At 70.2% G+C, this 12,397-nt stretch carries 9 protein-coding genes and 1 tRNA gene; 6 read left to right on the top strand and 4 right to left on the bottom strand.

What is annotated here, in order from left to right; genetic code table 11:
• Window positions 1-9: 9 nt before the first annotated feature.
• Window positions 10-1,203, bottom strand: coding sequence for a TerD family protein (locus tag OH807_RS13955; protein WP_406198244.1), 1,194 nt, complete (start codon window positions 1,201-1,203; stop codon window positions 10-12).
• 635 nt (window positions 1,204-1,838) lie between these two features.
• On the opposite strand from OH807_RS13955, the gene OH807_RS13950 reads away from it, so the two are divergent.
• The 3 genes from OH807_RS13950 to OH807_RS13940 all read left to right on the top strand — a co-directional run bounded on the left by OH807_RS13950 (window position 1,839) and on the right by OH807_RS13940 (window position 6,814).
• The gene (locus OH807_RS13950) at window positions 1,839-3,146 is read left to right on the top strand and encodes an HpcH/HpaI aldolase/citrate lyase family protein (RefSeq protein ID WP_406198242.1); all 1,308 of its coding nucleotides are present in this window, start codon (window positions 1,839-1,841) and stop codon (window positions 3,144-3,146) included.
• 189 nt (window positions 3,147-3,335) lie between these two features.
• Window positions 3,336-5,846 carry a phosphoribosyltransferase gene (locus tag OH807_RS13945; RefSeq protein WP_406198240.1) on the top strand — a complete coding sequence of 837 codons (2,511 nt, stop codon included), beginning with the start codon at window positions 3,336-3,338 and terminating at the stop codon, window positions 5,844-5,846.
• 5 nt (window positions 5,847-5,851) lie between these two features.
• Complete coding sequence (locus OH807_RS13940; RefSeq protein ID WP_406198238.1) at window positions 5,852-6,814, top strand: HAD family hydrolase; 963 nt, start codon at window positions 5,852-5,854, stop codon at window positions 6,812-6,814.
• Between the two features lie 103 nt (window positions 6,815-6,917).
• Here OH807_RS13940 and OH807_RS13935 read toward each other — a convergent pair whose 3' ends face one another.
• From OH807_RS13935 to OH807_RS13925, 3 genes are all read right to left on the bottom strand, one after another.
• Entirely contained in the window at window positions 6,918-7,139 is a 222-nt protein-coding gene (locus OH807_RS13935) for a zinc ribbon domain-containing protein (protein ID WP_406198236.1), read from the bottom strand.
• Between the two features lie 19 nt (window positions 7,140-7,158).
• Entirely contained in the window at window positions 7,159-7,629 is a 471-nt protein-coding gene (locus OH807_RS13930; RefSeq protein ID WP_406198234.1) for a DUF4442 domain-containing protein, read from the bottom strand.
• An 83-nt stretch (window positions 7,630-7,712) separates the two neighbouring features.
• Entirely contained in the window at window positions 7,713-9,047 is a 1,335-nt protein-coding gene (locus tag OH807_RS13925) for a hypothetical protein (RefSeq protein ID WP_406198232.1), read from the bottom strand.
• Between the two features lie 206 nt (window positions 9,048-9,253).
• On the opposite strand from OH807_RS13925, the gene OH807_RS13920 reads away from it, so the two are divergent.
• The 3 genes from OH807_RS13920 to OH807_RS13910 all read left to right on the top strand — a co-directional run bounded on the left by OH807_RS13920 (window position 9,254) and on the right by OH807_RS13910 (window position 12,279).
• Window positions 9,254-9,325: transfer RNA gene (locus OH807_RS13920), tRNA-Val, on the top strand.
• Between the two features lie 441 nt (window positions 9,326-9,766).
• A complete protein-coding gene (locus OH807_RS13915) occupies window positions 9,767-10,543 on the top strand; it encodes a serine/threonine-protein kinase (protein WP_406198230.1) in 777 nt (258 codons plus the stop codon).
• Entirely contained in the window at window positions 10,540-12,279 is a 1,740-nt protein-coding gene (locus OH807_RS13910) for a DUF262 domain-containing protein (RefSeq protein ID WP_406198228.1), read from the top strand. The genes OH807_RS13915 and OH807_RS13910 overlap by 4 nt, the downstream gene beginning before the upstream one ends.
• Window positions 12,280-12,397: the final 118 nt, after the last annotated feature.

Genomic DNA, 12,397 nt, shown 5'->3' with positions numbered 1-12,397 from the left:
GGCCCGGTGTCAGCGCGGCTGGAACTGCGGGCCCTGCGGCGGCAGGGCGAACTCCTCGGCGGCGGCGGCCGGCGGCTGGTGGGCCTGCGGCTGCTGCTGGTGGGTCTGGTGCGGCGGCGGGGCGGTGTTCGGCTGGGGGTAGCCGTAGCCGCCGGCCTGTTGGGGCTGCTGCGGCTGCTGCGGTGGGTAGCCGTAGCCGTGGGCCGGCTGATTCGGCGCCTGCTGCGGCTGCGGCTGCTGCGGGTAGGGCTGCTGCTGCGGCTGGGGGTACCCGTAGCCACCGGCCTGCCGGCCACCCTGCTGCGGGTAGCCGTAGCCGCCCGGCTGGTGCGCGGCGGTCTGCGGGGCCGAGTTCGGCTGCGGGTAGCCGTAGCCCGGCCGGGGGTTCGGCGGGGCCTGCGGTGCGGGCGGGGCCGTCGGCGGCAGGGTGGGCGGCGCGGTCGGCGGCGGGGGAGTGTTGGCCGGGACGGCGGGAGCCGTCGTCGGGGCGGGGGGTGCCGTGGTGGGCATCGGGACGGCCGGGGCCAGGGTGAAGGTGCCGGGCTCGGGCCGCGAGCCCGGGCGAGGGTCCGGCAGGGCGGTGCGCGGGTCCGTCGCCGCGGCGGTACCGGGCAGACTCCGCGGGTCGGCGGGCTCGGTGGTCCGCGCCCCGGCCGCGTCGTCCTCGACGGTGATGCCGAAGTCCGTCGCCAGGCCGATCAGCCCGGAGGCGTAGCCCTGACCGACGGCCCGGAACTTCCAGCTGCCGCCCCGGCGGTACAGCTCGCCCGCGACCAGCGCGGTGACTTCGTCGGCCTCGGGCATCGCGAACTCGGCCAGCGCGGGAGCACCCTCGCCGGCGGCCGCGTCGAAGATCAGCACCCGCAGCCCGCTCACGGAGCGGAACGAACCGCCCTCGGAGGAGCCGGCGAGCACCACACGGTCGACGTCGACGGGCAGTTTGCCGAGTTCGGCCTCGATGGTGTCGGCGATCTCGCCGCCGCCGGTCTGCTGCTTGGGCAGGTGCCGCACCAGCCCCGACGGGTGGCGCGGCTGGTTGTAGAAGACGAAGTCGGCATCCGAACGGACCCTGCCGTCGGCGCCGAGGAGCAGTGCGGAAGCGTCCACGTCCGGCGCACCGGGCGTGGCGCTCCAGCGCAGCACGGCGCGGACCGCCGCCACCGGCAGTGCGATGTTGGCGCCCTTGGCCATCACGTGCGTCATAGCCGACCATCCTGCCTGTTCGCCGCCCCTTCGGACAACGTGACCGAAGGTGGCGAAACGGTGGGACTTTGCCAACGCTTGCGCTTTGTGAAGCGGAGGGTAATCTTCCGAGAATTCGATGTTTCGGAACCACGTTCGGCCAGGAGCCGTCCGTACGATGGGCGGCCAGAGGGCCTCGGGGGGTTCGGCAGGGCGTACCAGCAGCGCGAGCCCGGGCACCGCATCGGGAACCACCACGCCCGGCGGGCCGGTTAACCACATGAGGCCCCCGCACTCCGGAGCAGGGTCCGACCATCCGGTTCCGGCCCCTGGTCCGATCCCGGGATCCGACCGGAAACACCACTGCAGTACCCCGCAACCCCGCCCCGCACCCGCACCCGAACCGCCGCCCCGACACCACGCCGCACAACACCGCGACGGCCCGACACCCACGCCGCCCCCCGACGCCACGCCGCCCGCCCGTGCGGGCCCGGCGACCGACCGTTCGGCGCCCGACGGCTCCGGATTCCGCTCCGGAGTCCGCCCGCCCGGCGCACCCGAACACCCCAGCACGTACCCGTCCCAGCGCCCTGCCGCACACCCCGAACCGCTTCGCATCCGCCCGTCCGGCGGCCCGCACCCCTGAGGAGAGCACCATGCGCCACTTCGGCCACCTCGCCGACGACGTACGCGGCCGGCTCTTCCTCGAACAGCCCCGGGCCTTCTCCCCGGAGAGCGACGCCGCCGTGCTGGCCACCGCGCTCGGCGCGACCCTGTACAGCCCGGCCACCAGGCCCACGCTGAGCGCGGACATCCGCAAGCAGGCCGCCCGCGGCGTGGTCTCGATGGTGCTCTGCCTGGAGGACTCGATCGCCGACCACGAGGTGACCGCCGCCGAGGCGAACCTCGTCGCGCAGCTCGGTGAGCTGTGCGGCGGACCGGCGACGGGTGCGGGCGTGGATGCGGGAGCGGGGGTGGGTGCGGGGGCGCGTGCCGAGGCAGGTGCCGCGGTGGGTGCCGAGGCGGTTTCCGGGGAGATTCCGGGGGCCCGGGAGGCCGAAACCTCCACCAGTTGCACACAGGACCTGCCCCTCCTCTTCATCAGGGTCCGCGCCGCCGCCCAGATCACCGACCTCGCCGGACGGCTCGGCCCCGCGGTCCGGCTGATCACGGGCTTCGTCCTGCCGAAGTTCACCGACGAGAACGGCGGCGAGTACCTCGAAGCGCTCGCCGCCGCCGAGGCCGCCAGCGGCCGGCGCCTGTTCGCCATGCCGGTGCTGGAATCCCCCGAGCTCGCCCACCTGGAGACCCGCCGCGAGCAGCTCTTCGCCATCGCCCGCCTGCTCGACAAGTACCGCGAGCGCGTCCTCGCCGTCCGCCTCGGCGTCACCGACCTCTGCTCCGCGTACGGGCTTCGCCGCTCGCCCGACCTGACCGCGTACGACGTGGCCCTGGTCGCCGCGGTGATCGGGGACGTGGTCAACGTGCTGGGCCGGGCCGACGGCACCGGATTCACCGTGACCGGGCCGGTCTGGGAGTACTTCCCCGTCCAGGAGCGGATGTTCAAGCCGCAGCTGCGCCGCACCCCGTTCGCCGAGGCCGAGCCCTCCGGGGAGGCCGTGCGGCAGCGGATCATCGAGCACGACCTGGACGGGCTCATCCGTGAGTTCGAACTGGACCGGGCCAACGGACTGCTCGGCAAGACCTGCATCCACCCCAGCCACGTCCCCGCCGTGCACGCCCTCTCGGTGGTCACGCACGAGGAGTACTCCGACGCCCGGGACATCCTCGACCAGGAGCGCGGCGGCGGCGGGGTGCTGCGCTCGGCGTACACCAACAAGATGAACGAAGCCAAGCCGCACCGCGCCTGGGCGGAGCGGGTGCTGCTGCGGGCCGAGGTGTTCGGGGTGGCCCGGGAGGACGTCAGCTTCGCGGAGCTGCTCTCGGCCTGCCTCTGCGGTTGAGCCCGCGGCGGCGGTGCGGGCCCGTCCCGCCCACCGTCCGGTGCCGCCGTCCACCGCCCCGTACCGCTCCGCACGACCCCTTACCGCTCCGCACGACCCCTTACCGCTCCGTACGACTCGCACGATCCGCGTGACTCGCATGACCCGCACGATCCGCAGGACTCCGTACCATCGAAGGCAGGACCAGTAGTGACAGCACAGCAAGAGTGGACCGGCCGCTGGGTGGCCGACCGGGCCGGAGTCGCCCTGACCGGCTCGGAGCGGCTCCCCGAACTGGTCGGACTGGCCCTGCGCGAGAACCCCAGGCGGGCCCACCTGCTGGTCTCCACGGTGCTCGGCAAGCACGTGCCGCAGCGGCCGTCCGTGGTGCACGGCGCCGGGCTCGACCTCGGCCGCCGGGTCCGCGAGCTGCTCGGCGAGGAGGCGGCCGCGCGGGCCGTCGTGCTCGGCTACGCCGAGACCGCGACCGGGCTCGGCCACAGTGTCGCCGACGGCCTGGACGCCCCCTACCTGCACTCCACCCGCAGGTCGGTGACCGGTCTGACCCCGGTCGGCGGCTTCGAGGAGGAGCACTCGCACGCCACCTCCCACCTGCTGCTGCCCGCCGACCCGGAGCTGCTCGCCGGCGACGGCCCGCTGGTGCTGGTGGACGACGAGTTCTCCACCGGCAACACCGTGCTCAACACCATCCGCGAACTCCACTCCCACCACCCGCGCAGCCACTACGTGGTGGTCGCGCTGGTCGACCTGCGCGACGAGGCCGACCGCCGCCGGCTCGCCGACACCGCTACCGAGCTCGGCACCCGGCTCGACCTGGTGGCCGCCGCCAGCGGCGGCGTCGAGCTGCCCGCCGACATCCTGCACCGCGCCGAGCGCCTGATCGCCGAGACCGGCCCGGCACCGGAGCTGCCGCCCGCCCCTGCCGCCCCCGTGCTGCGGCTCGCCCTGGACTGGCCCGCCGGCCTGCCGGACGGCGGCCGGCACGGCTTCGACGCCACCCACCGGAGCCGGCTCGAAGCCGCCCTCCCGGCGCTGGCCGCACAGCTGGCCGAGGCGCTGGACGGCGACGACGGCCGGGTGCTCGTGCTCGGGTTCGAGGAGCTGATGTACGCGCCGCTGCGACTGGCCGGCGCCCTCGCCGACCTCCTGCCGGGCGGCGACGACCGGGTCCGCTTCTCCACCACCACCCGCTCGCCCGTCCTCGCCGTGGACGACCCCGGCTACGCCATCCGCACCCGGCTCGCCTTCCCCGCGCACGACGACCCGGACGACTCCGCCTCGCGTGAGCGCTACGCCTACAACGTCGCCCCCGGCACCGACCCGGCCCGCCGCTTCGGTGCCGTCGTCCTGGTGGTCGACGACGTCGCCGACACGCCCGCCCTGCACGAGGGCGAGCGGTCCCTGCTGGGCCAGCTGCGCCGGGTGACCGACCGGGTGGTGCTCACCGTGCTGCCCTCGCACCGGCCGGCCGGGGTGGGGGGCGCGGTTGCCGCTTCCCCCGCCGTTTCCCCTGTCGGCGCGTCCGCCGGCGCGTCCACCGGTTCGCTGCCCGGTCCGCTGCCCGGTCCGCTGCGCGGCCCGGCGTTCTCCTCGTACCGCCCCGACGAGGTGGCCTGGCTGCTCAAGGACCTCTCGGACGTCCCGCTGGAGGCGCCCACCGAGGAGCGCGAGGAGGCCGTCCAGAACGGTGGCGCCCACTACGCCGAGTCGCTCCCGGTCGAGTACCAGCCCAGCCCCGAGTACCAGGAGCTGTTCCACCAGGCGCTGCGGCTCTCCGCCCGCCGGATCGCGCTCGCCGTCGGCACCGTCGCCGAGACGCTGGTGCGCGAGCGCGGCCGCGGTCTGGTGCTCGCCTCACTGGCCCGGGCCGGCACCCCGGTGGGCGTCCTGATCCGCCGCTGGCTCGCCTTCGCCCACGGCCTGGACACCCCGCACTACGCCGTCTCGATCATCCGCGGCCGCGGCATCGACCCCGTCGCGCTGCGCTACCTGGACGCCCACCACCACGCCCCCGACGTGGTGTTCGTCGACGGCTGGACCGGCAAGGGCGCCATCACCCGCGAACTCGCCGCGGCACTCGAAGGGTCGTCCTTCGACCCCGAGCTCGCCGTGCTCGCCGACCCCGGCCGCTGCGTCCGCACCTACGGCACCCGGGACGACTTCCTGATCCCGTCCGCCTGTCTCAACTCGACCGTGTCCGGCCTGATCTCGCGCACCGTGCTGCGCCCCGACCTGATCGGCCCGGACGACTTCCACGGCGCCAAGCACTACACCGACCTGGCCGGCGGCGACGTCTCCGAGGCCTTCCTGGACACCGTCGCCGACCACTTCGCCGACGTCCTGGCGCAGGCCCGGGCCGAGGCCGATCTGCTGGCCTCCGCCGACCGCACGCCCGACTGGGTCGGCTGGGCCGCCGTCGAGCGGATCAGCACCGAGTACGGCATCGACAACATCAACCTCGTGAAGCCCGGTGTCGGTGAGACGACCCGGGTCATGCTCCGCCGCGTCCCCTGGCGGGTGCTCGCCCGCCGCGGTACCGGCGCCGACCTCGACCACGTCCGTCTGCTCGCCGCCCAGCGCGGCGTCCCCGTCGAGGAGGTGGACGACCTGCCGTACTCCTGCGTGGGCCTGATCCACCCCCGCTACAGTCGGGGAGCGACCGGTGCCTCCGGCACGGCCGTCCTGGTGAAGGAGTCCTGAACCCGATGAGTCCGAACGATCCCGCCGGTACCGGCGGTTCGGCCGCTTCGTCGAGCGGTGCCCGCGGCTTCCTGGTCGCGAGCGACCTCGACCGCACGCTGATCTACTCCAACCGCGCCCTCGCGCTGGACGTGCCCGACCGGCTCGCGCCGCGGCTGCTCTCGGTCGAGGTGCACGACGGCAAGGCGCTCTCGTTCATGACCGAGCAGGCGGCCGCCCTGCTGGTGGAGCTGGCCCGCGAGGCGCTCGTCGTCCCCGCCACCACCCGGACCAGGACCCAGTACGAGCGGGTCAACCTGCCCGGCCCGACGCCCGCCTGGATCCCGTCCTACGCGATCTGCAGCAACGGCGGCCGGCTCCTCGTGGACGGCGTGCCGGACGCGGACTGGGAGACGGAGGTGGCGGGCCGGCTGGCCGCCGCCTCGGTGCCGCTGGCCGAGGTGGTCGAGCACCTGGCGCTCTGCGCCGACCCGGAGTGGACGCACAAGCGGCGGGTCGCCGACGATCTCTTCGCCTACCTGGTGGTGGAGCGCGCCGAGCTGCCGGCCGGCTGGCTCGACGAGCTCAGCGGCTGGTGCACCGAGCGCGGCTGGACCGTCTCGCTCCAGGGCCGCAAGGTCTACGCCGTCCCGGCCCCGCTCAGCAAGAGCGCGGCCCTGGCGGAGGTCGAGCGGCGGGTCGGCGGGGCCACCGTGCTGGCCGCCGGCGACTCCCTGCTCGACGCCGACCTGCTGCTCGCCGCCGACGCCGCCTGGCGCCCCGGGCACGGCGAACTCGCCGACACCGGCTGGACGGCCCCCGGCGTCACCGCCCTCGACCAGGTAGGGGTGGCGGCGGGGGAGGAGATCGTCCGTCAGTTCCTGGCCCGAGTCCGGGGCGAGGCGGGTGCGGTGGGCGCAGCTGGTTCAGCTGGTGCAACTGGTGCAGCTGGTGCGGCTGGTTCGACCGGCGCGGTCTTCGCGGGGTAGTCCCCGGGCCGGGTGGGCCGTCCGGACCGGGTCGGCCAGGCTGTCGGTGCCGGTTCGGCGTCGATGCCGGCCCGGCCAGGCCCCGCCCCGGACCCCACCCGGGTCAGCCGCAGCAGCCGCCCCCGCAGCAGCCGCCCCCACCACCGGACGGGGCCTGCTGCGGGGCACCCCCGCCGGCCCCGCCGGTGACGGCGACGGCCGACAGCAGCTTCACGGTGTCCTCGTGCCCCTGCGGGCAGACCGCGGGGTCGTTGGCCTGCGCCATGGCGCGGCGGAGTTCGAAGGTGGCCCCGCAGGAGCGGCAGCGGAAGTCGTAACGTGGCATACCCGCAGGGTACCCAGCCTCAGACGGTGCGGCGCTTCTCCCGTACGTACAGCTGCTTGCGGACCCGGGCCACCACCGAACCGTCCGCCGCCAGGACCTCCGTGTCGAACCAGACCAGGGCCTTCTTGCCCTCCTGGGTGAGCTCGCGGATCTCGGCCAGCCGGTCCTCGGTGAGGACGAACTCGGCGAAGATGTCGCCGCGCCCCGGCGAGACGAAGCCGATCTCCGCGGAGGCGTCCCAGACCACGTAGTCGCGCCCGAGGTTCTGCATCACCAGGAGCATCCAGAACGGGTCGGTCATCGCGAAGATCGACCCGCCGAAGTGCGTGCCGACGTAGTTGCGGTTCAGCCGCCCGAGCCGGAGCCGGACCCTCGTCCGCCGGAAGTCGTCGGAGATGGCCAGCACCTTGATCCCGGCGAACAGGAACGGCGGCCAGAGGTTGATCCCACGCCGGAACGTGCGGGCGGAGACCTTGCGCTTACGAGCCATGGCGTGACTCTAGCCCACGAAGTTACCCGTCAGTAACTGGAGTGCTTGCCCGGGTTCGCCGGTGTTCCTTCCACTGCCTCCCGCTACCGGTGGCCGCCGATGTCCCCCCGGATCAGCCCCACCACCCGGGCCGCCGTCTCCCGCACCTCCGCCAGCTCGGTCAGGAAGTGCCAGTAGTCCGGGTGCCGGCCCGCCTCCTCCAATTGCGCCACCGCCCGGTCCAGCCGCCCGACCGCCGCGTCCAGCGGCGCGGCATGCCGCGGGTCCGGCGCCTGCCGCCCCGCCATCGCCAGCCGCTGGGCGTCCCGCAGGGCGAACCGGGTGCGCTCGATCTCCCGGTTCGGGTCGTGCTGCGCCTCGTTCAGCTGCCGCAGGCGCTCGTTCACCGCCACCACCGACCCGTCCGCGGTGTCCAGCAGGGCGCGCACCGTACCGATCGCGCCCGTCGCGTCCGCCCAGCGCTGCTCGTCGCGGGCCCGCGCCGCCTCGGTGAGCTTCTGCTCCGCCGCCCGGCCGGCCTCCGCGACCTGGTCCGGCACCCGCTGGAGGTCCTGCCAGCACGAGGCCGAGAACCGTCGGCGCAGCTCGCTCAGCGCCGGCTCCACCGTCCCCGCCTTCGTCTCCAGCGCCTGGATCCTGGTCCGCAGGCTGGCCACCCGCCGGTCGATCTCCCGCGCCCGCTCCGGCAGGTGCTCCGCGTCCGCCGTGATCGCGTCCGCCCGCTCCTTCACCCGCTCCGCACGCTGCAGCGTCGCCGCCACCCCGTGCCGGGCCGCCCCCTCGTTCAACCGCCCCAGCTCCGGCGCCAGCTCGGCCAGCCGCGCCGCCAGATCGTCCGCCTTCAACCCGGCCCCGCGCACCGCCTCCAGCGCGTTGGTCGCCGCCAGCAGTGCCCGCTTCGCCTGCTCCACCGCCGGCGTCACCCGCATCAGCTGCGACTCGGCGCGCTGCAGCACCGGCTGCAGCCGCTCCAGGAACCCGTTCAGCTCCGCCTGCGCCTGCCCCAGCTGGCCCTTCACGTCCTCCAACTGGTGCCGCGCCCGCGCCGCCGCCCCGGACTCCAACTCCTCCGAGTCCAGGTCGTGCGCGTCCAGCGCGGCCAGGTAGTTCACCGTCACCTGGTCGACCCGGCCGGAGATCGCGTCGAAGTCCGCCGCCGCCCGTCGGGCCGTCGCCTGCTCCGCCGCCGCCCGGACCGTCTCGACCGCCAGCCGCACATCACGCTGGGTCGAATCCAGCTCGTAGAACGCCTGCTGCGCCGCGTCCCGGGCCGCCTTGGCGTCCGCCCGCACACCCTCGCCGCCGCGCCGCCCCCACCAGCCACCACCGCGCCCGCCACCGGCACTGCCGAACGCCGCCGCCCCGGCCGCCCCCAGCGCACCGGCCACCACCAACGGCAGCACCAGCGCCTCGGCCACCGCACTCCCCGGCCGCCCCCGCCTGCTCCCGCCGGCCACCCTCACTGCGCGCTCCCTGCTCCGACCGCTGATCCACCACCCATTCTTCCCGATCACCCCGCCCCACCGGCACCCCACCCGTCCCACTCCCCGGCCGGCTGCACCGCGCCACCCCACGGACCAGGTACTCTAGGCAGTCGTCGTCACCCCACCGGGGCCACGACCGGGGGCGCGTAGCTCAGTGGTAGAGCGCTGCTCTTACAAAGCAGATGTCGGCGGTTCGAAACCGTCCGCGCCCACCCTTTGAACAAGCAGGACTGAGGCTGCGGCCCAGGTCAGGACACCAGTCCTGGCCTGGGCCGCAGCCATATGTCTTGAACCTGTAGCTCCCCTGAGGCTGGCTGCCGCCTGACTAGGCGCCTCCACCTCCTAAAATTCCCCTAAATGATCATGGCGTCTCTGCTGGTCATCAACGGGGGCGCCGGACGGATTCGCCTGAGGGCAAGGGCCGGTCGGGGCCGCAGGTGGGGAACCAGCGGTTGTGGGCTGCCTCCCGGTGGGCGTACGGGCGGGAAGGGGGCTGAGCCCGTTGGCAGGTGAGGCATCTGACGCTGAGCGGGGCGCCCGGTGGCCTATCCAACAGCACGTCGGTTGGTCCATGGTTGGGCGGACGATCTTCAGGTGGCGACCCCGGCCGTCCTTGAAGTTGTGGTCGAACTATGGGGAGCGATTGAACGTACATGGCAAAGTTCAAGAAGATTGAACTCCTGGACAAGGGTGGCCAGGGGGCAGTTTGGAAAGCCAAGGTCGTCGATACCGGCGATATTGTTGCACTGAAGTACCTAGCCTTCGATCCTGGCTCTTCTCGCGATGACCGCGCCAAGCAGAAGCAGCGATTTGTGCGCGAGGTCAACAGTCAGCGCGATCTGGAACATCCTGGAATAATGCCGGTGCTTGCCTGTGCAACTAATTCATCTCCGCCTTGGTATGCGATGCCTCTGGCCGACGGGTCATTGCAAAAATTTTTGGACGGCCCCAAGCAATCTGTTTCGTGGGTTTCCGCGGTGATGGGCGAGGTGCTGGCAGCAGTCGAGTATGCACATGAAAACGGAGTAGTTCATCGGGACCTGAAGCCCAACAACATACTCTCAATCGGCGGCAAATGGGTGGTATCTGATTTCGGATACTGTCGTCGACTCGACTCGAATAGTGCGACTATTACAGAGAAAAATAAGCTCGTTGGATCTGTGGCGTATGCTGCGTTCGAGCAGTATGACGACGCCCATCAGGCATCCCCGGCTGCCGATATATTTGCTCTGACAAAAATTCTGATCCATCTCCTCGCTTGGCAAATCCCTTATCCGTACTCGCGCATAGGGGAGACTCCGGAAGCTCTGCATGGTGCTTTGAAGAAGGGGATTGCGGAGGATCCGCGGAATCGCCCGCAGACTGTTGCCGAGTTCCGAAGCGGAATTAGCGAATTGCTCACAAGTCGACCTGGCAAGGAGAAGCTATGACGTCAATGTTTAAGGAAGACCCGGTATTCAAGACTAATCCGGAGACTATAGGTTCGCTGATTCGGTCGATTCATGACGGATCGCTGGCGCTGCCGAACTTTCAACGCAGCTTTGTTTGGGAGCCCAAGCGGACCGTCGAGCTGATCAAGTCCATAATCCTGCGTTATCCGGCGGGGACTCTTCTGACGTGGGAGCAAAGCTCCTCGCATCGATTCGATTCGCGTCCATTCGAAGAAGCTCCCGAAAACAGTGGGCTTCAACCGCGCCGGCTCGTTCTGGATGGCCAGCAACGACTTACTTCGCTCTATCATGTTCTTGCCGGGAAGGGGGAGTATCAGTTCTTCATCAAGGTGTGGCCGTTCATTGATCCGACCAGTTACACCTTGCGGCCGCTTGAGGAGGTGGAGCTTGAGACTGCCATCGTGGCCTACGATACGCGTGGCAGGTTGAGGTTCAATCCGCTGGACCATGAGTGGCAACTCTCGAACGGAACCTTTCCCCTCTCGAACTTCCAGGGGCTTCGGAAGTCCTTCAAGGCATTCTCCCGTGCGGTCGTCGAGGAGCGTGAGAAGCAGGATGTGCTGGAAGAAACGCTGCATCAGCTGAGGGAAGGCTACCTGCAGCCGCTCGAATCCTACCCCTTTCCCGTCGTCGATCTCCCTGAGCGCACCTCGCTGCTGGCGGTGTGCAACATATTTGAAACCCTCAATAAATCGGCTAAGCCGCTCGGTGCGTTCGAGCTGTTGACTGCAAAATTCTATCCGTCTGGCGCGAGATTGCGCGAGTGGTGGGAAAGTGCGCAGGAAGAATATCCGATCCTAGTTGAATTCGATATTGACCCCTATAATCTCCTCCAGGCGGTTTCACTCCGGGCGCGAGGCTCTGCTCAGCGTGCAGATATCCTCGGAAAGCTGACGTCGGAGGAATTGAAGCAGAATTGGTCGGCCACCGTCACTGCGGCTGCGGACGTGCTCGACATGCTCAAGCGTGAGTGTGGTGTGATATCGCCCCAGTGGCTGCCGTACGGGATGCTACTTGTCCCCATGGCGGCTATCTGGCCCGAGATTGCAGCCTTGCGAACTCAGCAGCGAGGGCATGCTCGTGAACGGCTGCGCCAGTACTATTGGTGCTCCGTTTTCACGGAGAATTTCGATCAGGGAGCCAATAGCCAGGTCGGCGCGGACTACAGATTGCTCAAGGGCTGGGTCCTCAGTCAAGAGGGAAGCCGGGCGCCTGAGGCCGTGGAAACCTTTGGCCTCACCGATGCAGATCTGCTGAGCGCGCGGTCGAATCGGAAGGCGCTCTACCGTGGTGTGATGTCTCTTCTGATTCAAGGCGGAGCGAAGGACTTCCCGTCAGCTCAGGCGGTGTCGAACATCCGGCCGTCGGAAGCGAAGATGGAGACAGTCCAGATATTTCCTAAGGTGTGGCTACAGCAGGAGTTGGCTGGAGCCTCTGCGGACCTCATCCTCAACAGAATAATGGTCGATGGAGAGACGCGTCGTTCAATCAAGATGCGCCCGATTCATGAATATCTGGCGGCGCAGGACTCTCCGCTCCAGACTAAGCTTTTGGATGTTTTGGGATCTCACCTGGTCAACGTGGAGGTTGGATACGGATTTCGAATCGGAAACTATGCAGACTTCCTCCAGGAGCGACTGTCCCTGGTTCTCGAAGCGATCGAGGAAGTAACTGGCCAGGTGGTCATCCTGGATTCAGAGGCGGGTCAGCCCTGAGACTTTATTCCTGCCGGTTCGAATGAATCGGTGATGGATCCTTTCAGGTCCGTACAGCCGAAACGAAGGGTCAGTCCGGTGGAGTTTTTCCACGAACTGGCCCTTCGTCGATTTGGCT

Origin of the sequence: Kitasatospora sp. NBC_01560 (assembly GCF_045208415.1) — a bacterium.
Classification (GTDB): Bacteria; Actinomycetota; Actinomycetes; order Streptomycetales; family Streptomycetaceae; genus Kitasatospora.
The sequence above is the reverse complement of the archived record's forward strand: the minus strand, read 5'-3'. Positions and strand labels throughout refer to the sequence as shown.

What these genes read in the sequence shown, in the direction of transcription:
- OH807_RS13930 (WP_406198234.1), bottom strand. Translation starts at nt 7,629, where the DNA reads ATGGCTCGTAAGCGCAAGGTCTCCGCCCGCACGTTCCGGCGTGGGATC.
- OH807_RS13940 (WP_406198238.1), top strand. Translation starts at nt 5,852, where the DNA reads ATGAGTCCGAACGATCCCGCCGGTACCGGCGGTTCGGCCGCTTCGTCG.
- OH807_RS13955 (WP_406198244.1), bottom strand. Translation starts at nt 1,203, where the DNA reads ATGACGCACGTGATGGCCAAGGGCGCCAACATCGCACTGCCGGTGGCG.
- OH807_RS13915 (WP_406198230.1), top strand. Translation starts at nt 9,767, where the DNA reads ATGGCAAAGTTCAAGAAGATTGAACTCCTGGACAAGGGTGGCCAGGGG.
- OH807_RS13950 (WP_406198242.1), top strand. Translation starts at nt 1,839, where the DNA reads ATGCGCCACTTCGGCCACCTCGCCGACGACGTACGCGGCCGGCTCTTC.
- OH807_RS13910 (WP_406198228.1), top strand. Translation starts at nt 10,540, where the DNA reads ATGACGTCAATGTTTAAGGAAGACCCGGTATTCAAGACTAATCCGGAG.
- OH807_RS13935 (WP_406198236.1), bottom strand. Translation starts at nt 7,139, where the DNA reads ATGCCACGTTACGACTTCCGCTGCCGCTCCTGCGGGGCCACCTTCGAA.